This window comes from Rhizobium sp. CECT 9324 (assembly GCF_918741265.1).
In the GTDB taxonomy this organism is placed as follows: domain Bacteria; phylum Pseudomonadota; class Alphaproteobacteria; order Rhizobiales; family Rhizobiaceae; genus Allorhizobium.
Map to the genome: position 1 here is coordinate 207,410 of NZ_CAKKMZ010000002.1, position 23,724 is coordinate 231,133.

General features: G+C 58.3%; 21 protein-coding genes. 9 read left to right on the forward strand and 12 right to left on the reverse strand.

The annotated features are described in order from the left end of the window. Nucleotides 1-29: 29 nt before the first annotated feature. The 3 genes from LQ231_RS20960 to LQ231_RS20970 all read right to left on the reverse strand — a co-directional run bounded on the left by LQ231_RS20960 (nucleotide 30) and on the right by LQ231_RS20970 (nucleotide 4,368). Entirely contained in the window at nucleotides 30-1,538 is a 1,509-nt protein-coding gene (locus LQ231_RS20960; RefSeq protein WP_230173714.1) for an ABC transporter substrate-binding protein, read from the reverse strand. A gap of 97 nt (nucleotides 1,539-1,635) precedes the next feature. After that, nucleotides 1,636-2,367, reverse strand: a complete 732-nt coding sequence (locus tag LQ231_RS20965; RefSeq protein ID WP_230173715.1) for an FCD domain-containing protein — start codon at nucleotides 2,365-2,367, stop codon at nucleotides 1,636-1,638. 618 nt (nucleotides 2,368-2,985) lie between these two features. Further along, nucleotides 2,986-4,368, reverse strand: coding sequence for a hypothetical protein (locus LQ231_RS20970; protein WP_230173716.1), 1,383 nt, complete (start codon nucleotides 4,366-4,368; stop codon nucleotides 2,986-2,988). A gap of 92 nt (nucleotides 4,369-4,460) precedes the next feature. On the opposite strand from LQ231_RS20970, the gene LQ231_RS20975 reads away from it, so the two are divergent. From LQ231_RS20975 to LQ231_RS20995, 5 genes are all read left to right on the forward strand, one after another. Further along, on the forward strand, nucleotides 4,461-4,631 hold the full coding sequence (locus LQ231_RS20975; RefSeq protein ID WP_230173718.1) for a hypothetical protein: 171 nt from the start codon (nucleotides 4,461-4,463) through the stop codon (nucleotides 4,629-4,631). 19 nt (nucleotides 4,632-4,650) lie between these two features. Then, nucleotides 4,651-5,472: a nickel-binding protein gene (locus tag LQ231_RS20980; protein WP_230173720.1), complete on the forward strand. Its 822-nt coding sequence runs from the start codon at nucleotides 4,651-4,653 to the stop codon at nucleotides 5,470-5,472. Between the two features lie 201 nt (nucleotides 5,473-5,673). After that, complete coding sequence (locus LQ231_RS20985; protein ID WP_113143584.1) at nucleotides 5,674-5,925, forward strand: hypothetical protein; 252 nt, start codon at nucleotides 5,674-5,676, stop codon at nucleotides 5,923-5,925. A gap of 293 nt (nucleotides 5,926-6,218) precedes the next feature. Next, entirely contained in the window at nucleotides 6,219-8,078 is a 1,860-nt protein-coding gene (locus LQ231_RS20990) for an adenylate cyclase (RefSeq protein ID WP_230173723.1), read from the forward strand. Nucleotides 8,079-8,175: 97 nt separating this feature from the next. Beyond that, nucleotides 8,176-8,637: a hypothetical protein gene (locus LQ231_RS20995; RefSeq protein WP_230173725.1), complete on the forward strand. Its 462-nt coding sequence runs from the start codon at nucleotides 8,176-8,178 to the stop codon at nucleotides 8,635-8,637. 46 nt (nucleotides 8,638-8,683) lie between these two features. Here the strand turns inward: LQ231_RS20995 and LQ231_RS21000 are convergent, their stop codons facing one another. From LQ231_RS21000 to LQ231_RS21010, 3 genes are all read right to left on the reverse strand, one after another. Beyond that, nucleotides 8,684-9,730 carry a DUF2955 domain-containing protein gene (locus LQ231_RS21000; protein ID WP_230173727.1) on the reverse strand — a complete coding sequence of 349 codons (1,047 nt, stop codon included), beginning with the start codon at nucleotides 9,728-9,730 and terminating at the stop codon, nucleotides 8,684-8,686. Beyond that, entirely contained in the window at nucleotides 9,720-10,826 is a 1,107-nt protein-coding gene (locus LQ231_RS21005; protein ID WP_230173729.1) for an HlyD family secretion protein, read from the reverse strand. The genes LQ231_RS21000 and LQ231_RS21005 overlap by 11 nt, the downstream gene beginning before the upstream one ends. A gap of 98 nt (nucleotides 10,827-10,924) precedes the next feature. Then, complete coding sequence (locus LQ231_RS21010; RefSeq protein ID WP_230173730.1) at nucleotides 10,925-11,206, reverse strand: hypothetical protein; 282 nt, start codon at nucleotides 11,204-11,206, stop codon at nucleotides 10,925-10,927. Nucleotides 11,207-11,620: 414 nt separating this feature from the next. Here LQ231_RS21010 and LQ231_RS21015 point away from each other — a divergent pair, with 414 nt between their 5' ends. From LQ231_RS21015 to LQ231_RS21025, 3 genes are all read left to right on the forward strand, one after another. After that, nucleotides 11,621-12,880 carry an alpha/beta hydrolase gene (locus LQ231_RS21015; RefSeq protein WP_230174995.1) on the forward strand — a complete coding sequence of 420 codons (1,260 nt, stop codon included), beginning with the start codon at nucleotides 11,621-11,623 and terminating at the stop codon, nucleotides 12,878-12,880. Nucleotides 12,881-12,957: 77 nt separating this feature from the next. Continuing rightward, nucleotides 12,958-13,605 carry a MarC family protein gene (locus LQ231_RS21020; protein ID WP_230173731.1) on the forward strand — a complete coding sequence of 216 codons (648 nt, stop codon included), beginning with the start codon at nucleotides 12,958-12,960 and terminating at the stop codon, nucleotides 13,603-13,605. Nucleotides 13,606-13,670: 65 nt separating this feature from the next. Further along, nucleotides 13,671-14,342 carry a DUF2161 family putative PD-(D/E)XK-type phosphodiesterase gene (locus LQ231_RS21025; RefSeq protein ID WP_230173732.1) on the forward strand — a complete coding sequence of 224 codons (672 nt, stop codon included), beginning with the start codon at nucleotides 13,671-13,673 and terminating at the stop codon, nucleotides 14,340-14,342. 145 nt (nucleotides 14,343-14,487) lie between these two features. Here LQ231_RS21025 and LQ231_RS21030 read toward each other — a convergent pair whose 3' ends face one another. The 4 genes from LQ231_RS21030 to LQ231_RS21045 all read right to left on the reverse strand — a co-directional run bounded on the left by LQ231_RS21030 (nucleotide 14,488) and on the right by LQ231_RS21045 (nucleotide 20,492). Beyond that, a complete protein-coding gene (locus LQ231_RS21030; protein WP_230173733.1) occupies nucleotides 14,488-16,140 on the reverse strand; it encodes an OFA family MFS transporter in 1,653 nt (550 codons plus the stop codon). 241 nt (nucleotides 16,141-16,381) lie between these two features. Continuing rightward, a complete protein-coding gene (locus LQ231_RS21035) occupies nucleotides 16,382-18,394 on the reverse strand; it encodes a cache domain-containing protein (RefSeq protein ID WP_230173734.1) in 2,013 nt (670 codons plus the stop codon). Between the two features lie 10 nt (nucleotides 18,395-18,404). Further along, entirely contained in the window at nucleotides 18,405-19,871 is a 1,467-nt protein-coding gene (locus LQ231_RS21040; RefSeq protein ID WP_230174996.1) for a sigma-54 dependent transcriptional regulator, read from the reverse strand. A gap of 417 nt (nucleotides 19,872-20,288) precedes the next feature. Continuing rightward, nucleotides 20,289-20,492: a hypothetical protein gene (locus tag LQ231_RS21045; protein WP_230173735.1), complete on the reverse strand. Its 204-nt coding sequence runs from the start codon at nucleotides 20,490-20,492 to the stop codon at nucleotides 20,289-20,291. A gap of 237 nt (nucleotides 20,493-20,729) precedes the next feature. On the opposite strand from LQ231_RS21045, the gene LQ231_RS21050 reads away from it, so the two are divergent. Continuing rightward, on the forward strand, nucleotides 20,730-21,776 hold the full coding sequence (locus tag LQ231_RS21050; RefSeq protein WP_230173736.1) for an acyltransferase: 1,047 nt from the start codon (nucleotides 20,730-20,732) through the stop codon (nucleotides 21,774-21,776). Here the strand turns inward: LQ231_RS21050 and LQ231_RS21055 are convergent. Both LQ231_RS21055 and LQ231_RS21060 read right to left on the reverse strand, forming a co-directional pair. Next, a complete protein-coding gene (locus tag LQ231_RS21055; RefSeq protein WP_230173738.1) occupies nucleotides 21,768-21,920 on the reverse strand; it encodes a DUF2256 domain-containing protein in 153 nt (50 codons plus the stop codon). The two genes, LQ231_RS21050 and LQ231_RS21055, sit on opposite strands and share 9 nt — an antisense overlap. A gap of 37 nt (nucleotides 21,921-21,957) precedes the next feature. After that, nucleotides 21,958-23,517 carry a cryptochrome/photolyase family protein gene (locus LQ231_RS21060; protein ID WP_230173740.1) on the reverse strand — a complete coding sequence of 520 codons (1,560 nt, stop codon included), beginning with the start codon at nucleotides 23,515-23,517 and terminating at the stop codon, nucleotides 21,958-21,960. Between the last annotated feature and the right edge of the window lie 207 nt (nucleotides 23,518-23,724).

The window sequence follows — 23,724 nt, forward strand, 5'->3', positions numbered from 1 at the left end:
TGGCGCTCCGCAGGAGAGATCGGGGCGGATCAGCCCTTCTTGACGCCGAGCAGACGGATCATGCCGTCTGGCGAAGGCACGAAACCGGTGACCTCTTTCTTGGTTGCCCAGATCCACGATTGGTGGCCGAGATAGATGACGGGCAGATCCTCGTTGAGGATCTTGCCGGCGGCATCGTATTTCTGCTTGCGCACGGCATCGTCGGTCGAAGCGCGGGCTTCGTTGAGGAGTGCGTCGACTTCCGGGTTGCAGTATTTCGTGTCGTTGATGCCGCCCTCGCAGGTGACGAACTGATGCAGGTTGCCGTCGGGATCGACGCGGCCGGACCAGTCGGAGCGGCTGAGCTGATAATTGCCGGCGGTCTGCTCGCTGAGCAGCGTGGCGAACTCGGTGGTCTTCAGGCTGACGTCGAAGCCGGCCTCGGCCACCATCGCCTGGACGATCTGCATCATCTGCGCGGCAACCGGATTGTTGGGGATCTGCATTTCGATCGGCACCCGCTCGAAGCCGGCTTCCTTGATCAGGGCCTTGGCCTTTTCAAGATCACGGGCCGGAACCGGCAGGTCCTTGTTGAACCAAGGGCTGTTCGGCGGGAAGGGCTGGTTGCCGCCCACGGCCGTGCCTTCATAGACAACCTGGTTCAGCGCTTCGCGGTCGATGGCGAGCGAGAAGGCTTGGCGCAGACGCTTGTCCTTGCCGAACGGATTGTCGGCGCGGGCGCCATTGGCGATGTTCACATAGAGCGCCATGTAGCCGATGTTGACGACGTCGGAATAGGTCAGGCTCTCATCTGCCTTGACGGATGTCGCGTCGGTCGCCGCCAGTCGTTCGATCATGTCCAGTTCGCCGGAGCGCAGGTTGGCAAGCCGCACTGTCGTGTCGGGGATCGGCAGATAGGTGACCTTGTCGATGAAGACCTTGTCCTTGTCCCAGTAGTCGGCGAATTTTTCGAGGACGATGCGGTCCTGCTGAACGCGCTCGACGAACTTGAACGGCCCGGCGCAGACCGGCGCGGAGCCGAAATTGGCGCCGAGTTCAGCGGCCGCCTTCGGCGAAACGATCATGCCCGCACGGTCGGACAATTGAGCCAGCAGCGTGACATCCGGCGCCTTGAGCGTGAACTTCACGTCGTAGTCGCCTGTGGCTTCGACCTTTTCCACCGAGGTCAGCTCGCTCTTGCGGCGGGATTCCGGCAGGGTCTTGTTGCGTTCGATGGTCGCAACGACGGCGGCTGCATTGAAGGGCGTACCGTCGTGAAACTTGACACCTTCGCGCAGTTTCATGGTCAGTTCCTTGCCATCGGTAGACCAGGCCCATTCGGTGGCCAGCTGCGGCACGATCTTCAGATCGGGCGAAACATCCACCAGCTTGTCGCACATAGCGGTGTAGACGATGCGGCCGACAAAGGTACGGGACTGGGCAGGGTCCAGCACGTCGGCATCATCCTGCAGGCCGATGCGCAGTTCGGCGGACAGTGCGGGGCCGGCAAGCATGGCGCTTGCCAGGAGTAGGGTCGATAAACGGGACAGTATTTTCATGGTCGAAAAATCCTCTGGTCTGGTTTTCTGTTCTCATGGCTTTCGTCGGTTGTTTCCCCGACGTTGGTAGTGTCCGGCATCAGCCGGTATTCCGGTCTCATGACACTTGGTCGAGCGGTTCGCCCTCCAGATGGTCCATGGATGTCTGGCGGATCAGTCGCTCCTGCAGCATCAGCAGATGTTGGCGCATCGCTTCGCCGGCCTTGGCCGGGTCGCGTGCGGCGATGGCATCGATGATCGCGGCATGCTGGGCATTGGAAATGCCCATTGTATTGGCGCTGCTGCGGGCCCGTTCACGAATCGATTGCCAAGCATCATCCTGGCGAACCCGGTTGATGACATCGAAGATAGACAGGAAAAGCTGGTTGCCGGCTGCCTGGGCGATCTGCCGGTGCAGTGCGCCGTCCCACAGCTCCTTGGCATCGGCATCCTCGCTACCCAGGATTTTCTGCGCAAGTTCGCGCATTCGGTCGATGTCGCTGCCCTTGGCGCGAAGGGCGGCCAATTGGGCAAGCTGCGGCTCGATGCGAAGGCGCACCTCCATGATTTCCATGACATTGGTTCCAGCCACGATGGTCTCGAGCTGGTCGCTCCACTCGTCCGGCTTCTGCCCGACATAGGTGCCTGAGCCCTGCTTGCGCCAGATAGCGCCTTCGGCCTCCAGAACCTCCAGGGCCCTGCGGATCGCCCGGCGGCCCAAGCCGAGCTTCTCGCACAACATGCGCTCCGTCGGCAATTTGCCGTCGCTCGCCACGTCTCCCTGGCGAAGAAGATCACGCAGCTTTTCCAGAGCGTAGTTTGAATTGTCCTGCGGTGAGGATGCTGGCATGATTGGTTCGTACCAATTGTTGATTGGTTCAGTGAATGCCGAATTTCAATCAACGTCAAGGCGTTTTTTCAGGCATAATTGGATTTGCATAATTATAGGGCACATCCCCGAGGGCTTCGGGTAGGTCGGCTCTTGTTCCGCGCGAATGTCGGCTCGCTCCTGGCTGCCGTATGCAATGAGGCCGTCGCCTCGCGCTTCGGCTATAAAATCCTGATAGCCCGCCTCGTTATCCTGAAGCTACGAGTCCACCCGACTATCGGGAATTGCCGGATAGGTTGTTAGGATTTGCTTGAGCAGGATATCGGCTCGCGCGCGGAAACGCCGGCAGGCTTAACCTGGCCCGGGATCCACCGTCCGACAAGTGTCGGATGATCGCCCGTATCGCCATCGCGGGGACCAGCGGTCTGCCAGATTGTGTAGAGCGGCGGAACGCCAATTGTCAGCTTCACACGGTCACCCTGTCACGCGGACCGACGCAATGAGGCTCTGAAAAATCAAAGGTGGCGCCTGGATGGTGGCGCGGTCTTCACAAATCCAATCCCGGGCTGCGGGGCGGTTGTCGCTGTCGAAGATCACATAACGCTTTGGGGTCAGGCCGGCTTTGCGCGGCCTTGACGATCAAACCACTTCCAACTGCGATGTGTTTTGCCTGTCGTCCTGCCGGATGGTTGCCGGTGTGGTGGCTCTTGCATGCGACGTGTTGAGGCGCTTTGCGACCACGTCATGGTTGAGCCAAAGGACGGGGCCAATGGGAGCGGAAGAGGCGGCGAAAATAAGTTGTCCGGTCGCTTCGACCACAAGCGCGCTCAGATGATCACTAATCAGCGCTTTGCCGTCGCGGTGCATCTTCGTAATCTCGTGCGATGTGCCGATTGTAAGATCGGCCTGTGCCTGGCTGTTGGGCATGGGCCATGCCGTGAAATCGTAAAATGGAATCATCACGTTGCTGGCCTGAAGCGTCCAGATCTTCGCAATAGCGTCGTCTAGAGTATAGCCGTCGGTCAGGAGTGCCTCGCACGCCTGCCACTGTTGCTCGGCCCATTCTCCGCCGCCTTCTTTCTTCAATGCGAGAAGGAGGGGGATCAAAGGCAATTCGATGCCGGTGAAAACGTCAGACGAGTTGGTGCGGATTTCCGGGCAATTGTAGACCGTCGCCTTGATGCCGGCTTTCCATGCCTTCTCGGCAAAGCTCTCGAGCCGCATCTTGGCGTAGCCCTGGGTGTAATTGGTGTAGGTTTGCCAACGGTACTCGCCATCGATCAGGATTCCGGTCCCGTGATATCCGTAGGCCGTATACCTGACCTGCGCACCCGATGCTTCGACGCGCTGGCGAATCGCCGAGCTGAAGTCGATCAGGTGGCCGAACGTATTGGCAGACACCTCGTCGAAATTCTGAAGGATCAACTTTCCCAGATCGCTGTCGAGCAGGGCTTGCGACGACATATGACGGGTGGCCGTGCCCTTGTATATGCGGTTGGCAAGAGCAAGGAAAACTTTCGCCTTGGGAATGCCGCCCGCCATTGTATGGGCGAAAAATACATTCCGACCGTCACCGATCATGCTGTCGAGAACGGCCATCACCTCAGACAGGGCTTGGGTGAAACGCATGGTGGCGATCTGGCGACACTTCTCGATGTAGTCCCAGTCCAGCCTATCGCTTTCCCAGCCGGCAAGCGTCATGCCCGCTAGAAGATCCGTTGGTGTCGGGTGACCCGCAGGTGCATCAAGATCAAAGCCTGCCATGAGGGGAATATTGATGATCTTGCCGCCGAGCCGGGATTCAGCTTCCGACAGCTCGTCGGCGTTGAGTGGCCGCAGCGTGTTGTCATCATTGCGCCGCCCTACCGTAATCCCGACGATCTGCATTCCGGCATTTCGCGCTTCTTCCAGAAGGCCGGTAGCGTAGCCGCGGCCGAACAATTCGCCGAAAAGAACAAAAACGTCACCCTCGCGGAACACGCTGTTTCGGGGAATCTCCTGCAATGCGATCGGCTCTTTCATGCGGTATATTCTTCATTGAGGGGGCATCAACGATGCGATCAGAAAATCACTGACCCTCTCATGACCGCTCTGGCTTGGGAAAGAAACTCATTTTGCGTGACAAAGCATTGCAAAACGTGAACCATAACCGAGGCGGGCGTTGGCTGATCTCTGGTCAGCTGCAGATCCTCATCAGCCCGACCACCCATCATCAAGCCGAAAATAAGGGATCGTTTGCCCAGCAATCCGATTGGGAATACACTATGCTTGGCTCGGAGCTTTGACCTGGGGAGGAGAAAGACGATGGCCATTTTCATGGATCGTCATGATCTCAAAGGATACAGCGCTGCAGACGTCGCAGAGGCTCATCGCAAGGATCTCGAAATCCAGGACGCATTTGGCGTTAAATTTCTGACATACTGGTTCGACCATCATCGGGGCACTGCATTTTGCCTGATCGACGCACCAGACAAGGAAACGGCTCAATGCGTCCACCGGGTGGCCCACGGCCACGTGGCCGGCGACGTGGTCGAGGTTGCATTGTCAGCCGTCGAGGCTTTTCTCGGCCGGATCTCTGATCCCGAACCGCTTGCCGAGCCATTACCCAACATCGGCTTTGCCCACCGCGCGATCATGTTTACGGACATCGTGGGTTCGACGGAAATGACCGCTCGCCTCGGCGACCGTATGGGCGCAGAGCTGGTCAGGGCTCACGACTCCGTCGTGCGAAGATGTTTGAAAGACAATAGCGGATGTGAAGTGAAGCACACGGGCGATGGGATAATGGCGTCGTTTATCTCGACGACGCGGGCAGTTGATTGCGCCACTGACATCCTTCAGGGCTTCCGCCATTTTAACCGGGGCAATCCGGAGCCGATACACATTCGCATTGGTCTTGACTGCGGCGAACCCGTCGAGGACAGCAAAGACCTTTTTGGCACGACGGTACAACTCGCCGCCCGGTTGTGCTCTGCCGCCTCAACGGACCAAATTCTCGTATCCGAAAATGTGTTTCGGGATCAGCGTAGCAGCACGACCTTTGCGGAGACGGCAAGGCTCACACTGAAGGGTTTCTCCACGCCGATCACTGCGTTCGAATGTGTGGTCGAACCGGTTGGCATTTAAACGCGCAACTATCTGTGCATGGCCTAAGAACGTGAAAACAGTGTCTGCGCGATTTGGCTGGATTGCCCGGCTGGGCGAGAGTCGCGATTCGTCGTCAGACTGCAAAACGTTGCAAATGATACCATCCAATTTGGGGTATTTACCCAGGCAGGGAATCTGACGGATTATTACCGCGTCTATGAATGATTCACGGATAGCGCAATGACCATCAATGTTGACGAACTTCAGCCTGGCCGCATCTATTGGGCCGAACAATTGGATGGAAACGAACTTGTTCTCGTCCAGATTTCGGATGTTTTTGGCGCAGAGCGCGAATATTGGAGCGTAGCGCGCTTTGGGACGGATCAGCATTTCGCGATCGAAGATTTCAGGTTTTGTGAAGAACTGGCCCAACCGGATCAGGGAGATTTCGTGGCGCCGCCGATCTCTCGTCGCTATCGTGTTGCTGCCTAGGGGCGGGTGGACGGACCTGCTTCCACACGCGAGAAATTCATGTTTGTAACGGCTAGCTCATCTCGCTGATGCCCGTATTCTTGCATGTTAGATGAGCAGTGTATCGGCATCGCCGGCTGTCCGGCACTGAATGCGCCGCGCCATTTGGCGCTGGACAGTTCTTTGCATGCAGTCCTTGCCCCATTTTTCCGCACAAAGATCCGGAGCATGGCAATGGACGAGTACGCTTCATGCATATAACTTGCGTCTCATATGCATGCTGACTGTTGGTACTCCGGGAATTGGGGACTGCCATGCTAAAGACGAGACCCGACGATTTGGGACCTGAGGCAAGCCTGCCAGGTATCGACGAGATCCGAGCGCAGCTTGAACGGATACTTTCGAGCCCTGAGTTTCCAGGCACCGGGCGGGCGGCCGCATTTCTGCGCTACGTTGTGGAAGAGACGCTTGCAGGGCGTGCAAGTCGCATCAAAGGCTACAGCATCGCGATCGAGGTGTTTGGCCGTGATGAGAATTTCACACAGGACGATCCTGTCGTCCGGATCGAAGCCGGACGCCTGCGGCGTTCGCTCGAGCGATATTATCTGGTTGAAGGCGATCGGGATATGGTCCGGATCGAGATCCCCAAGGGCGGGTATACGCCGTCGTTTTCATGGAGTGCTATGGCTGCTGCGGAAAGGGTGGGCCCCCAGTTGCCGCCTTTGGTGGCGAGTGCCGATACGAAGTCCCGGTGGTGGTACGGACCTGTCTTGGCCGGCGTGACAATGATGACGCTGGCAGCGGTTATGTACTGGGTGGTTTCCAACGATCCGAATGGCACCGCAAACCAGCAGGCAAAGGGCATAGATGGATCACCAATCATGGCCGAATTGACGGGTAACTCAGACGATCCGGGGACGCGCGTATTGCCCAATAGCATTCGGTTGCCGGCGGTTTATGTCGTTCCGTTTTCCAACATCGACGGAGGGTCCGATGCGGAGCTCTATTCCGTCGCTTTGACAGAAGAACTGTTGACCGCCCTTCCTCGCTTTAACGAAATCAAGGTGTTCGGCCGAGAAACCTCGACAATTTCCCCAGCGGAAATAGACGCATTCCAGATCAGCAAGGATCTTGGTGCGCGGTTCCTCCTCACCGGCGGCGTAAGAGCGTCTTCCGGTCGCTTGCGCGTCACGGCCCGGCTTGTCTCTCCCACTACCGGCGAAATCTTCTGGTCGAAGGACTATGATGAGAACCTTGCCTTAGGGGATCCACTCGCTATCCAGAAAGACGTTGCACGCCGGGTTGCCGCGACGATCGCTCAACCCTATGGCGTTATGGCCCAGGTCGACAGGGAAAATTCTGCCGCCGCGGGTTCCTATCACTGCGCATGGAAGTTTTATGCCTATCGTGCGCAACCGAGTGTAGAGGCTCACGCCGCCACCCGCCAATGCCTGGAGACCACCGTTGCCGAGTATCCCGCCTATGCCACCGCATGGGCAATGCTGTCGATCACCTACCTGGATGAAGGCCGGTTCAAACTCGAGCCTAAAATTGGTTCGCCGCAGCCAACGCAACGAGCGCTTATCGCCGCCAGAAACGCAATACAGCTCGACCCAAACGACACCAGAGGGCTGCAGGCCCTGATGATGGCTTTGTTTGTCGAACGCGAGGTGAGCGAGTCGATGCGTGTCGGTGAACAGGCCCTTGCCACCAACCCGAATGACACGGAATTGATCGGCGAATTTGGTACTGGGATGGCGCTGAGTGGACGGTGGGGCCGCGGCGCCACTCTGCTTGACCAGGCAATCGCTCTTCATCCGGCCGGCGGTGGCTACTATCATGGCATGCGTGCCCTTGCTGCCTACATGCTCGATGATATCGAGACTGCAGTCTCCGAAATCCGGAAAACGGACATGACGAAGTTTCCCCTCTTTCATGCTGTCGCGGCGGTGACGTACACCCAGGCGGGCCTTGAAGAAGAGGGACGCCGTCATGCTCAGATCTTCGCACAGATGCAACCGGATTTCGTTGCCAATATCGAGGCGGAGCTTGAAGCGAGAAATATCCAGCGGGATGATCGGCAGCGCTTGATCGCCGGATTGCGCAAGGCCGGCCTGCCGCTGCTCCAGGAGGCGGCTGTCGCTCTCGACACGTCCAATCTACAGCCACGCTGATGCTGACTGCCTTGAGATTTGTTCGGCGCAAAACGAGACGGCGGTCGGTTTGGACCGCGTTTGTAGAGCTCATCCCGGTGCATGCGGAGGCCGATGGATGACGTCTGGCGGGGCCATTTATGCTATGCTGCTTGCAGGACAGACGGTGGCCGCGTCTGCCCTGTTCTGGATCGTCTTTCCATGGTTTCGCTACGTCGTCACGCATATCGGCGAGGAAAACCAACTGACGCTGTCGCAACACCTTGCCATCATGACCTTTGCCGCGCTCCTGCATGGTTTCTATTGGGCGAGATTGCGGTGGGTGCCGGTCGTTGCACCCTGTCATAATGTCGTTCTGGCGCATCTTTGCTCGTTTGCCAGCCGGGTCAGTTTCTTTTTTGGCGGTGCACTGTTTTCGACCCTGTTCTTCCGGCACTTGCCTGAGCTCGAGGCATTGCCGTCTTTCGGCAGGCTCGCGCTCAACCTGTTCGAAATTGCGACAGTCCTGTTTGCGCTCTTTTGCTATTCGCAGGATCTTGACCGTCTCGCCAAAGCGCTCGAAGAGCCGCAACACTCGTGATCTTGAACGACAATCCGGCAATGTCATGCGATGATCGGGTGGCTGCCTATTCGGTGAGGACGCCTGTGTGCGACAGTGCTTTTGGCGCGGGTGCTCGTGGCCACAAAAGTGCGGCCAGCAGCAAAGCGTACACGAGGGCGCACGCGACATAGACAATGCGCGTTGCGAATGTTTCGGCCGAACTTCCGGGCAGCGGTGAGACCCCAAGCCCAAAAATGATCAGGAATGTGGTCAAGGCGCCGGCAAACATCGCCGAGTCTTTTGAGCGCGCGGCCGCCCTTCCGCCGAGCACAAGCGCAGTCACCAATACGATGAGGAACATCGACAGAAGATTGGGGCGAAACATGAGCAGCGTATAGGCGACGGAAGCCAAAATGCCGCCGAACAGGTTGACGAGCACCAGACCGAAGGCTGACCGCGCGCTGTCAGCAATGTCGAGTTGCTTCAGCAGCGAGGCCACAGTGATCGGAATGACGGCCGCCGCGGTCAAATTGTCGCTTGTCAGGCAGATCACCACGGAGGCAAGCAGAATTGCGGTGTTCGCCAGTGCATGCAGCATAGCCGGCGGTCGCTCGATGGCCCGCACGTCGTCTTCATCCGGTCCGTGCGGTTCTGGAAAGACCGCATGGGCAAGCCACATCAGCGCCGTGCCGGACAAGATGCCGGTCACAAGGATGGACAGGATCGACGAAGCCAGTTCGTTGTTCAATATGCCGAAAAGCGGCGCGAGGATGGCCACGATCAGGACAAGAAAAATTGCAGGCCCGCCCCTTCCTGTCGACTGCATGACGAAGCAGATGAAATAGACCAGTCCCAACAGGAGTAAAAAAGGTGCCGGCCGATCGCCCAGAACACGCGTCAATTCCATCATGACGACCCCGGCGGCGAGGATCACCAAGGCCGCGCCGATGGTTTTTGCAGGCGGTAGCGGTCTGGCGCTTGCGAGGAGGAACTGGGCGGCAAACATGGGCGCAAGGAAGGGAAGCACCGCCCCTGCATGAACGGAGGCTGTGAAGCCGATCGACACCGCGAACGCAACCCGCAATCCGCAGCGCCGTTGCGCATGCCAGGCGGAAGATCGGTCAGTTGACATAGGACAGGACCGACATGATGCGGATCCACAGAGATCCCCATGCGTTGGTAAAAGGGTTGTCGCCGGTAAAGATGACAACGGTGGTCTGCGAACCATAACGAATGCCGCGTTCCGGTCTTTGCGTCTCGTCCATAATGAGGCGAACCGGGAACCGTTGCGCTTCCCTGACCCAGCCGCTGTCGTTCCGGATCATGGGCAGGCCGGTATTGGGATCTGTGTTTCCTTGCGAAATGCCGAAGCCGACGCTTTCGACCGTTGCCGGGAACACACGCCCGGGCAGCGCATCGAAGAGGATCTCCGCCCTGTTTCCGGCTGCGACCCGCTCAAGACTGTTTTCCTTGAACGCCGCGGCGATCCAGATCGTACCGGCATCGATGAATGTCATGGCCGGCTGGCCAACCGAGACGACCTTGCCGATTGAGAGCTGCAGGTTGGTAACGACCCCAGACGAGGGTGCCCTGACGGTTGTGCGCACAAGGTCAAGACGCGCCTTCTCCAAGCCGGCCAGCGCTGCCCGTAGCTGTGGATTGTCATCGCCGGATGGCCCAAGCAGTTCCTTGGCCTTGGCAAGTTCGGCCTCGGCCGCAGAAACCGATGCTTCTGCCTGATCATAGGCGGATTTGGCGGCATCGAAACGTGCCCTCGAGTAGACCCCGCGTTTCACCAGTTCCGAGGCTCTCGCATATTGATCGCGCAGATTGTCACGGTCAGCCCGGATCTGGACAAGTTTGGCCTGGGCCGAATCGACAGTGGCGGTGGATGCGCCGATTGACTGGCCTGCGCTGGCAAGGGCGGCCTCGGCTTCGCTGACGGCTAGCTCATAGCGTTGCGGGTCGATACGGAACAGAAGCTGACCCGCCTCGACCCTTGCATTGTCGGAAATGCCAACTTCTACGATGCGTCCGGTGACTTCAGCCGCAATGCCGACGACATAGGCCTGAACATGCGCTTGCGACGTCGATGGCGTGCGACGTTCCATGAACACGGACAGGATAAACAGAGCCAATGCCAGACAGACGACGATCAAGGCAATCCTGCGCAAGGGGTTGGCGGGCGGTGGCGCCACTTCCGGCTGGTCTGATCTCTCTTGAACCACTGTGTCGTCCCCTTCCGATTTCACGGGTCTGTCGCTCAGCTGTCACAACCTTTGCGCAAGGTTTTTCGTCGTTGCTTGTCGAGCGCGATCAACTCTGGCTATCTGGAGCCCTTCGACGGCGGGCGGTGAAGCAAGATCACTTCGGCGCTGTCCAATGCCGCTTCTATTTCGTTCGCGAGCGCTGCGATCAGTTCCCTGTACTCAGTGCATCGTTTTGCCCCCTGCGGATCCATGGACACTTCCCATTTGGCCAGCTCGGTCTTCGCTTCGGCAAAATCCCTGCAGATCTCTCCAAAGACAGTGTCCCTTGATGCACGCTCGGAGATGGCCTCGGCTTTTGCGGGAAAATGTCGCCTGGCTGCTGCGATACCGTCATCCATGGTTGCTTCCCTTCGGACGCGAGACAGCACCAGAAGGTCTGGTCGCGACACGATGTTCGGTCACGATTGGACCATCGTGCAGTATGTTACCGTAGCTTACGATGTCCGCGCGGCGGGCTGAGTGAGCCATCGCGGGCATTTACAGCTTGGTTGGCGCTACCGGCCGAGGGAATTTGCCGCATTCGGTGCCTTTGCTATCAGGAGTGTCCGTATAAGTTGCCCGTAACATACCCGATGTTACGGGCAGGCCTTCCGACCTTGTAATAGACATATTTGAGGTTGGCCGCCCGTTGCCGCGCTTGCGCAACGAGGCGCCTAGCAGCCGCACGACAGCGACACTGGTGAGTGACCATGGTGAAATGTATGCAGTCCACCGCGCGCACGTGCGGCCAGGGGTCCCACGGCTTGGCGCGGATGTTTGTCTGTGTGCTGCTGGTAATTCTCGTTGGATGTGGTGGACGTCCCAAAAACGTCCTTACCCCTGTTGCAGATAGTGCGCCCGAGGCCACACGGGTGAACCTGTTGGTGACAACCACACGCAGCCGTTCGAAGATCGAGGGGGAGATGTTTACCGGCGAGCGTGCGGCGGAACCGACCTTTGCTGATATCACCGTGTCCATACCACCCGAGAGCGCCCGGAAGGTCGGCGAAGTCGCTTGGCCGCAGAAGCTTCCACCCAACCCGGCAACCGATTTTGCCACCTTGAAGGCCGATGAAATCACCCGTGACGAGGCAAAAAGCTGGCTCAGTGCCACTGTCCGGAAGACTGGCGACGGCAGCGTGCTCGTCTTCATCCACGGATTTAACAACCGCTTCGAGGATTCGGTCTATCGCTTCGCCCAGATCGTCCAGGATTCCGGTGTGCGCAGCGCGCCGCTCCTGGTGACCTGGCCGTCCCGCGGCAGTCTGCTCGCCTACGGCTATGACCGGGAAAGCACCAACTATACGAGAAACGCACTGGAAACGCTGTTTCAATATCTCGCTCAGGATCCTGAAGTGAAGGAAGTCTCCGTCCTTGCCCATTCCATGGGAAACTGGCTGGCGCTTGAGGCACTCCGCCAGATGGCCATTCGCAACGGACGGCTGCCGGCCAAGTTTGAGAACGTGATGCTGGCCGCACCGGATGTGGACGTCGACGTTTTCCGCCAGCAGATCGCCGACATGGGGCAGCCTCGTCCTCATTTTACCTTGTTCGTCTCGCGCGACGACAGGGCGCTTGCCGTATCGCGCAGGGTCTGGGGCGATGTTGCCCGGCTGGGGGCCATCGATCCCGAGCAGGCGCCGTTCAAACAAGAACTGTCCGACAACAAGATCACCGTCATCGATCTGACCAAGGTCAAGGCAGGGGACAGGCTCCACCACGGCAAGTTCGCCGAATCGCCGGAAGTCGTACGCCTTATCGGAGCGCGGATATCCGACGGGCAGGCGCTGACGGACAGCAAGGTGGGTCTGGGTGACACGCTTGTTGCGGTGACAACGGGGACGGCGGCAGCTGCCGGCAATGTAGCGGGCCTGATCCTGGCTGCCCCGGTTGCCGTCATCGATGCGGACACCCGCGACAACTACGCCGGAAATGTCAGCGGTCTGATCGGTTCCGCGGCGTCGCAGAATAGCGGGCCAAATTGCGAGCCCGGTGAAAAAGCGGAAAGAGGGCAAAGGGCGTGCGTGCGCTGATGTCCGAGATGTGAGGAAGTGTCGATTTTTTGGTCAGGTCTGAAACCCGTGCACTTTTAACCTAGAGGGACTTACTCATGGACTTCACCGTTATCAACGCGGCCCTGGTGGGCAAGCTTCTACTCATGCTTTTGATCGGCATGGGACCGAAGATTGCGCTTGTGCCCTTCTTGGAAAAGACCCACGCATTCGACGCAGAGACCAAGGTTCGCATCGGGCGCAAAATGGTCCTGACCGCTCTGGTCACGGCTTTGGTTCTTCTCGCGACGGGAGCTCTGCTCATGCGGCTCTTGCATATTACCGGAGGGGCCGTGGCCGTTGCCGGCGGCATTATCCTGGCGTTGATCGCAATCAAGATGGCTGCCGGACCAACCGAGAAGCCCCATGATGAACTCTCCACTCCGATCGACCCCGACAAGCTCGCGGTGTTTCCGCTTGCGGTTCCTTATCTGCTTAATCCCGTCGGCATCACGGTGATCATCATTGCCTCCGGGGAGATCCTGTCTGTGGCCAGTGCAGCCATGGTCGCAGCGCTGATCCTCATCGTCGGCCTCCTCGACTATGTCGTGTTCACAAATATCGACACGCTTGCCAAACGGATGAAGCCGGCCACCATGGTGGTCTCTGAAGTTGTTTTCGGCATTCTCTTGACCGCTGTTGCCGTCCAGTTGATCGTCAGCGGGCTCGGAAACCTGGGAATTATCACAGCAAGCGGCGCGCATTGATCGCTCGATTTCTGCTATGATGTCTCACGTCCCCGAAGACGATAGACCATCATGAAAGCCGCGCCTTGGAAACCTCGCTCTATCTGCCCGTGAAGATGTTTCTCGAAACTGCTGGATATGAGGTCAAAGGAGAGATTGGCGGCTGTGATATCGTCGGCCTTGCGGAAGGGGAAACACCGCTTGTCGTCATCTGCGAACTGAAGCTGAGTTTCAATCTGGAACTGATCCTGCAGGCGGTCGATCGAGCGTCAGCGAGCGACGAGGTTTGGATCGCGGGGCGTATTTCTGCGCGCGGCAAGGGCCGTGAGGCCGACCGGCGCTACCGTGACCTCTGCCGGAGACTGGGCGTTGGCATGCTGGGTGTCTCCGATGCCGGTCAGGTCAGCGTGATCGTCAGCTCGGTGTCTCCAATGCCTCGCAGCAATCCCAAGCGCCGCACCCGACTGGTCAAGGAGCATCGGAAGCGACAGGGCGATCCGGCCCTCGGTGGATCGACAAAAGTGCCGATCATGACGGCCTACCGGCAGCAGGCTCTTGCCTGTGCGGCAGCCCTTGCTGAAGGTCCATTGCGTCCGCGCGACCTCAGATCCGTTGCGCCTGCGGCTGGCCAGATCCTGCTCGCCAATTATTATGGCTGGTTCATCAGGGTGGAAAAAGGCGTCTACGGGTTGAGTGATTCAGGTCGCGAAGCGCTGGTACGCTGGCCTATTGCCGGATCATCGCCAGGTTTGGAGTAGCGAGGGGCAAAAGCGCGAGGTGGCTTTTACTTTGTGACGCTAAGCGCGCTTTATGGGGTGCGGTTTGGCCCGAGACCGGACATTCGCTTTTTCCGGGCAGGCCGCATTGTCGAAGACAATGCGGCCTACTGTTTACAATCGCCTTTTATCCGAAGAGCGCGAATGTGGCCTTCAAGGTGTTCCACACGCCCCATAGCATCGGAACACCAACGACGGTCCAGGCGATCACGGCCTTGCCGTCGAGACCGCCCCGACCAATGCCGAACGAGCCGCTGGGGCCGGCATTCGCCTGCGCACTTTTGGCCTGCAGCGCTGCAACCTCGGTGTCCGACATGAACCATTTGTCAGCGAGCGGGCGTACAAAGGCATTTGCGATCAGACCGAGTAATAGCATGCCGGCGAGGATGTACATGGTGAAGTTATAGACCTGATCTCTCGGCACGCCGGCGGCAATCTGTGCCTCGCGGATGTAATTGACCACGACCGGGCCGATGATGCCTGCCGTTGCCCAGGCCGTCAGCAGGCGGCCGTGAATGGCCCCGACGAACTGGGTACCGAAGATGTCGGCAAGATAGGCCGGAATGGTGGCAAATCCGCCGCCATACATTGACAGGATGATGCAGAACATGCCGACGAACAGGATTTTGCTCTGGATACCGGCCGCCCAGGGCGCTAGTGCATAGAGCACGATGCCGAGGACAAAGAAGCAGAAGTAGGTGTTCTTGCGACCGATCTTGTCCGACAGCGACGCCCAGAAAAAGCGACCGCCGATGTTGAACAATGACAGAAGTCCTGCAAATCCTGCGGCAATTGCTGCAATAGCCGCAAGCTGCTCAGGTTTCATGTCGACAAAGGCAACGCCTGGCTGGCCGATCAGCGAGCCTGCGAAGATCTCCTGCAGCATGGGAGATGCCATGCCGATCACGCCGATGCCTGCCGAGACGTTGAGGCAGAGGACTGCCCAGATCAGCCAAAACTGGCGGGTCTTATGGGCATCGCGCAGATGCACATGCCGGGTCGTGATCATCGTGCTCTTGGCGACGGGTGCAGTCCAGCCTTCCGGGCGCCAGCCAGCCGGCGGAATGCGGTAGCCGAATGCGCCACCCATCATGAAGACAAAATAGACGAGTGCCATCACGACAAAGGTCTGCCAGACACCGACAGAGGTATCAGAGCGGAAAGAGGTCATCAGCAGGTTGGCCAGCGGCGCCCCGATCATCGCACCACCGCCAAAGCCCATGATTGCCATGCCGGTCGCCATACCGCGGCGGTCAGGAAACCATTTGATCAGTGTCGAGACTGGTGAGATGTAGCCGAGGCCAAGGCCGATGCCGCCGATGACACCAGCGCCCAGCCACATCAACCAGAGTTGGTGGGTATACACACCGAGTGCTGCCACTAGAATACCGCCGCACCAGCAACAGGCCGAAACGAAGCCAGCCTTGCGCGGCCCCGCCCGTTCCAGCCAGCCACCCCAGATTGCAGCCGACGAACCGAGAAGAACAAAAAACAACGTATAGATCCAGCCGAGGTCGCTGACGCGCCAGTCACAGCTGGTGGTGAACAATGCCGACACAAAGGTCATGTCGCTACAGGTAGCGGCGGCGCTGATGCCGATCGATTTGGACAGCGGTAGCCAGAAGACGCTAAAGCCGTAAGCCATGCCAATACAGAGGTGGATGGCAAGGGCTGCCGGTGGCACGAGCCAGCGGTTGAAACCCGGTTTGGCGATAATGCGCTCACGGTCGAGTAACCCGATCGTGCCTCCGCCTGGATAGGTGTCGGTTGTTGCCGTCATGAATTTGTCCTCCCTTGCGCCCTCATCAGGCGCCTCCCAGTTTCAGTCTGTCCCTAGACCGACGAAGGCTTGCCGCGCTGCTTGGAGCCCAGCGCGCGTGAGACCTTGTCGCTCCATGTAAAACCTAGCAACCGGCGTGCCAGATGCGACTTTGCGATTTATCAAGGGTTTAGGGAGGGTGAAGGGGGAATCCTTCAGCGTTCTGGACAAGTTGTCCTGACTCTTAAGGACAAATTGTCCGTCAGCGGGCTTCAGGTAGCCAGATGCTAAAGCAGGTCCCTTTGCCAGGTTCGCTCTCCACCGAGATCCGACCGCCCTGCCGGTCGATCAGGCCCTGACTGATGGAGAGACCAAGACCGGTTCCCTCCCGCTTCTTGGTCGAAAAGAATGGATCGAAGATACGGCCGATCAGGTCGGCCGACATGCCAACACCGGTATCTTCCACTTCCAGCGCGACACCCGCTTTGTTTTCCATATCATGATCGAATGTACGGATCGTCAACGTTCCGCCAGCCGGCATGGCATGCAGGGCGTTGACGATCAGGTTGATCGCGACTTGCTGCAGTTCCGTGCGGTTCATCAGCACCAGTCGCGTGGCCCGGTCCTCCAGAACGAGACTGATATCGGCTTTGTTCAGCAGGTGCTGGACGAGGGGCAGGCAATCCAGGATCACCGCATTTATTGCGTGGCGTTCGACATAACCGGCATATTCCTCAGGCTTGGCAAATTGCAGGAGCTTGGTGACGATCTGGCTGATCCTGTGGATCTGCTCATCGATCAGCCGGAACTCGACCTTGGCCTCTTCCGCCTTTTGCCCAAGGACGCTGCGCACAACGTCGAGATTTCCCTGGATGACCGCGATCGGATTGTTGATCTCGTGGGCAACACCGGCGGTGATCTCGCCAATGGCTGCGAGTTTTTCAGACATGATCAATTGTTTGGTCGCCGCTTCGATCCGGCGGTTGGCTTGCTCCAGTTCGCTGGTGCGTTCCGCAACGCGGTCGTTCAGCTCGTCATTCCAAAGGCGCAGGTCTCGGTCCCGCTGCTGCAACTGGTCCAGCAGGCCATCAAGATGCAACGCAACGCGGCCGATCTCGTCGCTGGCGACCATCAACTCCGTGCGCGCACCCATATTGCCGGCCTCGACGCGCGTAATCGTGTCGCTCATGCGCTCCAGAGGCTTGAAGATCGATCGAGCCCAGCGCAGGAAGATCGGGACGCTGACGGCGGCAACGGCCAGAAAGGCCAGTATGATAGTGATGAGGGTGGTCTGTTTAGCCTCGCGAAATGGCGTCTCTAGAAATCCGACATAGAGCATGCCGACGCGGTTGCCGAAGCTGTCTGTGATCGGCTCATAGGCCGAAATATACCAATCGTTGACGACAAAGGCGCTGTCGAGCCAGGTCTGGCCTTCATCGAGCACCGCGGTGCGCACCGCGGCAGATACACGGGTTCCAAGTGCGCGGCGGTCCTCGAAAAGCCGCACATTGGTACTAATGCGCACATCTTCGAGAAAGAGCGTCGCTGTACCCTTGCTTCCCTCCGGCAGGCTTGCTTCGCGGTAGACAAGATCGTTGATAGTATCGATGAAAACCAGGTTCTGGTTGAGAAGGATGCCGCCGACCAGTGCCGCCCGATTGCCTGCTGGTATCCGATTGTCTGGAAGACTGATCGGGCTGGCTGACTGAACCACCATCCCGCGTGTTTCGCTTTTTCGATTAGTTTCAACAGCGTTGGGTGTATCGACGAGATCGATCAGGGCACGCTCAGCCAGTGCCGGCGCAATTTCGGCCAGCTGCCGGTTGGAGACGATGTCGATTGCCGTTGAGGAAGTGCCCTTGAGCGCTGAGGCAACGACGGGAAAGGCTGCAAGCGATTGCCCTTCGACCACCGGTTCGGTCCCACCTTCGACCAGCACCAGGAAATCAAGCCCCAGCCTCTGGCGGCTTTGCTCGAGAAATGTGGTCAGATCTGCAGGCACGCCAGAGGAGGCCGCATCCTGAAAGGCCACAGAAACCGCCAGCGCCTGGATTTGTTCGCCGGTGTTTTCCAGAATGCGAGACAGATACTGGTGTGCGATGGTGAGATCGCCATTGACCTTGGCAATCAGAAGGGCGTCGAACTTTGAGTTCCAGCGCGCAATGGTGATGCCGAGCAGCAGCGGCAAAATGACCAGCGTCGGCAGAAGCGCAATTGCCAGCAGCCGGAACCGGATCGATCGCACCGGCCGGACGGCACGTGCCGGGGTGGACATATCACTTGCCTCAGCCATTCCAGGCGGCACATTTTCGGTCAATGGTCTTGCGCGAAACGCCGAGCCGGCGCGCGGCTTCGTCGCGATTTCCAGCGCAGTTTTCCAGAACGGCGAGAATATGGCGCCTCTCGACATCCTCCAGCGTATCGTCCGATCCAGCCTTGCCTGTATCGTTCACAAGGATGCCAGAGGGACCGGATGCGGCATAGGCAGAGGGGTTATCCATCGGCTTGCTGTCGGCGAAATTATCGTGAATGCTGCGCGTACCTGCTGCCGTACCTCGAGGCCCATCGCGAAATTCGCCGGGGAATTTTCCAAGGATCAGTGTCCGTTCAATCAGGTTGCGCAATTCCCGCACATTGCCTGGCCAGCCATAGCGGCGAAGTGCGGCGCGGACCGGTGGGTCTATTGCGACCGGAGGCATGCCGAGCTGTTGGGACAGTTTGGTCATAAACAGATCAGCAAGTTCCTGTACGTCATTGCCTCGATCGCGAAGCGGCGGCAGATGCAGTTGCATCACGTTGATGCGATAAAAAAGATCGGCACGGAACCGCCCTTGTTCGACCTCCCTCTGCAGGTTGGCATTGGTGGCGAAGACGAAGCGCAGGTCGACGGGCACTTCGCGCTCCGATCCGACCGGCCGCACACGGCGGTCCTCTATCACCCGAAGCATTTTGCTCTGGGTTGCAAGGGGCATTTCGGCGATTTCGTCGAGGAAGAGCGTGCCGCCCTGGGCGTGAGTGAACAGGCCCTCTCGGCCATGACCGGCACCGGTGAAGGCGCCCTTGATGTGGCCAAACAGTTCAGTCTCGATCATGTCGGCGGGAATGGCGGCGCAATTGACGGGCACGAACGGTTTCTCCGCCCGGTCGGATAACGTATGCAGCGAGCGGGCTGCAACCTCTTTTCCGGTGCCGGATTCGCCGGTGAGCAACACGGATGTCGGCAGCGGTGCAAGCTTGGCGATGGTGGTGCGCAGATCTCCGATCACTGTCGATCCGCCAATCAGTCTGTCGCGCAACAATATGTGTTCGGACGCCGCCTTTAACTCGTAGCGCAGCACGAAATTCTCACGCTGCAGCCGCATGCGCTCCAGACAGCGGGCAACCGAGTTCAGGATCTGGTTGGAACGGAACGGTTTGAGCACGAAGTCGACCGCGCCGGCACGCAGCGCCTGGATTGCCGTGTCTAGATCGGCAAAGGCGGTGATCAGGATAGCCTCGGCAAACAGTCCGATGGTGCGCTGCTCGGCGAGCCAGTCGACGCCGTTTTTTCCCGGCATGATATTGTCGAGGATAACAAGATCGAAATGCTGCTGGTCGAGTTTGCGGGATGCTTCGTCTGTATCGGCGGCTTCTTCGACCAGCCGGCAGCGTGGACCAAGCGTGCGCACGAGAAAATTGCGCATCCCCGGTTCGTCATCGACAATCAGGATGGAAGCCTGGGCGAGCAGAGGTCCGAATTCCCGGTCACGCATAGGCGCCGCGATGTTCGACACAGCCTCTTTCTGCGCAGCTTTCTGCAAAGTGTTCATTCTCTCCTCCACCGCAACATCCATAGCAAGCCCGGACTTGCGGCACAAATGCGCATGTTCGAGAAAATGGCATGGCGAGGGAGGGGCTCTGCAGCCGCACAGGGCAGTTGTTCCGACCGACAGGCGCAAGGATCTCACCGCCGTGTCGACGCGATCGCCGGGATCTGCCCAATTGGGCGCGGTTCTTTAATGATCCGTGCCGGGCGCGACGATCGTCAACCCTTGGAGTGGGATAAGGGTCTTGGTCACCCCACAAGTTATTCTGCGCGCCGCACGGCCTTCCTGAGAGTAGCGGTTGGCCAGATCGGAACATGTAGTTGGTCGGTCAAAGCCGCACCGAAAATCATTGCTCTCGCGGCGTTACGCTGCCGGTGGAGGGCCTTGTCGGAAAAATCCAGCCTCGATCTTGCCCGCACTCCAGTCAATAGGCGCAAGCCGGCGTTTCCGCTCTCTGGCAGCCTTGTCGAGCAGCTGGGCGAATGTGTCGAGGCTAATCTTGTCCGCGCGCAGCATTTGCCGGATCAACGGATCACTCAAGGCTTCTGAAATCGACAGGTCGTGCATGGCCGTACTCCTCCTTTAGCTGCGGAATAACACGGTCATGCAACGGTCAGATGTCACCGGTGTGGCTGAATTCGGGCAGCGCATCACATGGCCGCGAGGAGAGCCAATCTTATCCCCATAGAGCTGAAGAGGCGGCTGAGATGTGCGTTGCCGTTAAGCATTTTCCCGGCTTTCGGTGGATATAATTGCATTAGTCTATAATTAACCGTGCTCGGAGGATCGAGAGCGAGACTGTCAATGAATTACATATCCATTCACTATCTGCGAGCGGTCGCGGCACTTATGGTGGTCTTTTGCCAAATCGAAATTCCACTGGCTCGAATCGGCGACCAAGGTTTCTGGCCGGGTTTCCTCGAAGGGGGCGTTGATATTTTCTTTGTCATCAGCGGCTTCGTCATCTTCCTATCGATCCAGTCGAGATCGATGGGCGTTCTCGATTTCTACAAGCGTCGTCTGATGAGAATTGTCCCGCTTTACTGGATCGTCACCACGTTTCTAGTGCTGGTGGCGATATTCACGCCGCAGTTTCTCAAAAGCATTCGATTCGACGCCATGCATGTCGCTGCATCCTATGCCTTCCTGCCATATCCCTCGCCTGCCGACGGATTGCTTTATCCCATCCTGGCACCTGGCTGGACGCTGAACTATGAAATGCTGTTTTACGCGGCGTTCGGCCTTTGCCTCTTTCTCTTGCCCCGTTGGCGCGTGCTTGCAGTCAGCGCGGTGCTGATTGCGCTGCCTCTGCTTGGAATACTAGTTCGTCCGGACTGGCCGCCTGCGATTTTCCTCACATCGAGTATCCTCCTCGAATTCCTGTTCGGCGTGGGGATCGCGTGGGTGCTTTCAAAACGCGCCGGTTCGCGCAAAGCCGGGGCGTCACTTTTGTTTGCCGGCATGATGTTGTTTATGGCGTCGCCGTTCATCGCGCAACATGTTGACCTATTGCGCTTCATCCTGCTTGGCGTGCCAGCGGCCATGATTGTGTCGGGGGCACTCCTGTTGGAGAAGGCGCGTGCGCTGCCAATCTGGCCTTTGCCGAAATTGCTCGGAGACTCGTCCTATGCGTTGTATCTCACGCATGGGATCGTGCTGTCGGCCATGGGGCAACTGTGGTTGCGACTGCCGTTCGGAAGTGGTGGACTGTCACTTGCCGTGTTCAGTATCCTGACACTTCTCGCTAGTCTGCTGGGTGGCATAGTCACCTATCGGCTCGTCGATGAGCCTTTGCAAAATTGGCTGCGTGCGAACACGGCGCGAAGCCGGCCTGCACAGTTATCAGCCTGATTTCGGCTTTGTGCGCCGGCATCGCTCCGAGCAGAACTTTACCTCGTCCCATGTTCTCGACCATTTACGTCGCCACGCGAAAGGCAGGCCACAGCTCCGACAGATCTTCGTCGGCAAATCTGTCTTCCTCACCATTTTTGCCAAAGCTTCTTCTCCATAGGACCGCTGCTGGCTTTACCCTTTAGACGGGCGCGCCCCGATCGAGTTTATCCAGGAAGATTTCAGCACTGTTCCGGTACTCGTGTTTTTTCCCGTCATCCATGCGATGCCACGTTGCATAAGTCTGTGCGAGGCGATGGTTCTTTGCCAGTTTTGCCGCATTGCGGTCGATGAAATGCCAGTAGAGCGCGTTCAGCGGGCAGGCGTCCGCGCCGACCTTCTTGGCAACATCATAGCGGCAACCATCGCAGTAGTTGGACATGCGAGCGATGTAGGCGCCACTGGCGGCATAGGGTTTTGAAGACATCAGGCCGCCGTCGGCAAATTGGCTCATGCCGATCACATTGGGCAGCTCCACCCATTCGAATGCATCCGCATAGACGGCGAGATACCACTGATGAACAGCATGCGGATCAAGGCCGGCAAGCATGGAAAAATTGCCGACCACCATGAGACGCTGGATGTGATGCGCGTAGGCATGGGTGATTGTCTGGGTAATCACCGTGGACAGGCATGCCATGCCGGTGTCGCCGGTCCAGAAGAAATCTGGCAGGGGACGATGCGCATCGAGCGCATTGCTCATTTCATACCCCGGCATCGTCAACCAGTAGATCCCGCGAATATACTCGCGCCATCCGATGATCTGGCGAATGAAGCCCTCGACGCTGGCGATGGGCGCGTGTCCCTCGAGATAGGCCCGCTCGGCCGCCTTGCACAGGGAGAGAGGATCCAGCAAGCCAATGTTGATGTAAAAGGACAGGAGAGCGTGGTTGAGGAAGGGCTCTTCGCTCAACATGGCGTCCTGGGTTTCGCCAAATGCCGGCAGAAAATCCCGCACGAATGCGTCTGCAGCACTCTGCGCATCGGATCTGGTCACCGCAAATGAGAAGCCGGCTGTCGAACCTATATTTTTCGGAAATATGCGCTCGACGAGCACAAGCACATCCTTTGTCAACGCATCCGGCGCAAAGCCCTTATGTTTCGGGCGAAACAGATCGGGCTTTGCCGGTTGACGATTGTCCGCATCAAAATTCCAGCGATGCCCTTCGGGATCCGTGCCGTTCATCAACAAGCCGGTACGGCGCCGCATGTCGCGGTAGAAATATTCCATCGTCAGTGATCGGCGCCCCGCGCTCCATTTGCGAAACTCTACCTTCGAGCACAGGAACCGGCTGTCGATGCGGATGTCGACCGGTAGGCCAAGATCGCTCTGCCATGCATTCATCGCCTCCAGAACGCGCCACTCTGAGCCTTCGGTGGCAACTATGCATTCAGGTGAAAGTGCGGTGACGGCGCGCTTCAGTTCGCCGGAGAACGAACCTGAATTATCGGGATGGTCGAGTCTGATGTACCGGACGTCAAAGCCGCGAGTCTTGAGCTCCTCGGCGAAATGCCGCATGGCAGAAAAGATCAGGGCAATCTTGAGTTTGTGATGCGGCACATAGCTTGCCTCTTCCATCACCTCGCACATCAGTACGACGTCCCGATCCGGATCGGCGCCTTCCAGGCTGGACAACGTTGGCGACAACTGGTCACCGAGTATGAAGATTAGATTTCGGAAGGAGGTCAATGTGCATGGCATCAGGTTTGTTGTCACTGCTTGCGGCTACGAACATTTCGGGCAACTGGATCTGCTGGATGATGAGATGAATTTGTCCCGTTGCATCGGCAGTATCGCTGCAAGTGTCTTGCGGTGACTTTTTGAGCGGAGAAAGTGCCAAAATTCGCCGCGTCGCGCCGTTTTTGTTGACAGAGACGGCACCTCAGTGAAAAAGATCTATCGCAACAA

Excerpts from the sequence above, each read along its gene's own strand:
- LQ231_RS20960 (WP_230173714.1), bottom strand. The coding sequence starts at position 1,538 with ATGAAAATACTGTCCCGTTTATCGACCCTACTCCTGGCAAGCGCCATG.
- LQ231_RS20965 (WP_230173715.1), bottom strand. The coding sequence starts at position 2,367 with ATGCCAGCATCCTCACCGCAGGACAATTCAAACTACGCTCTGGAAAAG.
- LQ231_RS20970 (WP_230173716.1), bottom strand. The coding sequence starts at position 4,368 with ATGAAAGAGCCGATCGCATTGCAGGAGATTCCCCGAAACAGCGTGTTC.
- LQ231_RS20980 (WP_230173720.1), top strand. The coding sequence starts at position 4,651 with ATGGCCATTTTCATGGATCGTCATGATCTCAAAGGATACAGCGCTGCA.
- LQ231_RS20985 (WP_113143584.1), top strand. The coding sequence starts at position 5,674 with ATGACCATCAATGTTGACGAACTTCAGCCTGGCCGCATCTATTGGGCC.
- LQ231_RS20990 (WP_230173723.1), top strand. The coding sequence starts at position 6,219 with ATGCTAAAGACGAGACCCGACGATTTGGGACCTGAGGCAAGCCTGCCA.
- LQ231_RS20995 (WP_230173725.1), top strand. The coding sequence starts at position 8,176 with ATGACGTCTGGCGGGGCCATTTATGCTATGCTGCTTGCAGGACAGACG.
- LQ231_RS21000 (WP_230173727.1), bottom strand. The coding sequence starts at position 9,730 with ATGTCAACTGACCGATCTTCCGCCTGGCATGCGCAACGGCGCTGCGGA.
- LQ231_RS21010 (WP_230173730.1), bottom strand. The coding sequence starts at position 11,206 with ATGGATGACGGTATCGCAGCAGCCAGGCGACATTTTCCCGCAAAAGCC.
- LQ231_RS21015 (WP_230174995.1), top strand. The coding sequence starts at position 11,621 with ATGTTTGTCTGTGTGCTGCTGGTAATTCTCGTTGGATGTGGTGGACGT.
- LQ231_RS21020 (WP_230173731.1), top strand. The coding sequence starts at position 12,958 with ATGGACTTCACCGTTATCAACGCGGCCCTGGTGGGCAAGCTTCTACTC.
- LQ231_RS21030 (WP_230173733.1), bottom strand. The coding sequence starts at position 16,140 with ATGACGGCAACAACCGACACCTATCCAGGCGGAGGCACGATCGGGTTA.
- LQ231_RS21035 (WP_230173734.1), bottom strand. The coding sequence starts at position 18,394 with ATGTCCACCCCGGCACGTGCCGTCCGGCCGGTGCGATCGATCCGGTTC.
- LQ231_RS21040 (WP_230174996.1), bottom strand. The coding sequence starts at position 19,871 with ATGCGTGACCGGGAATTCGGACCTCTGCTCGCCCAGGCTTCCATCCTG.
- LQ231_RS21045 (WP_230173735.1), bottom strand. The coding sequence starts at position 20,492 with ATGCACGACCTGTCGATTTCAGAAGCCTTGAGTGATCCGTTGATCCGG.
- LQ231_RS21050 (WP_230173736.1), top strand. The coding sequence starts at position 20,730 with ATGAATTACATATCCATTCACTATCTGCGAGCGGTCGCGGCACTTATG.
- LQ231_RS21060 (WP_230173740.1), bottom strand. The coding sequence starts at position 23,517 with ATGCCATGCACATTGACCTCCTTCCGAAATCTAATCTTCATACTCGGT.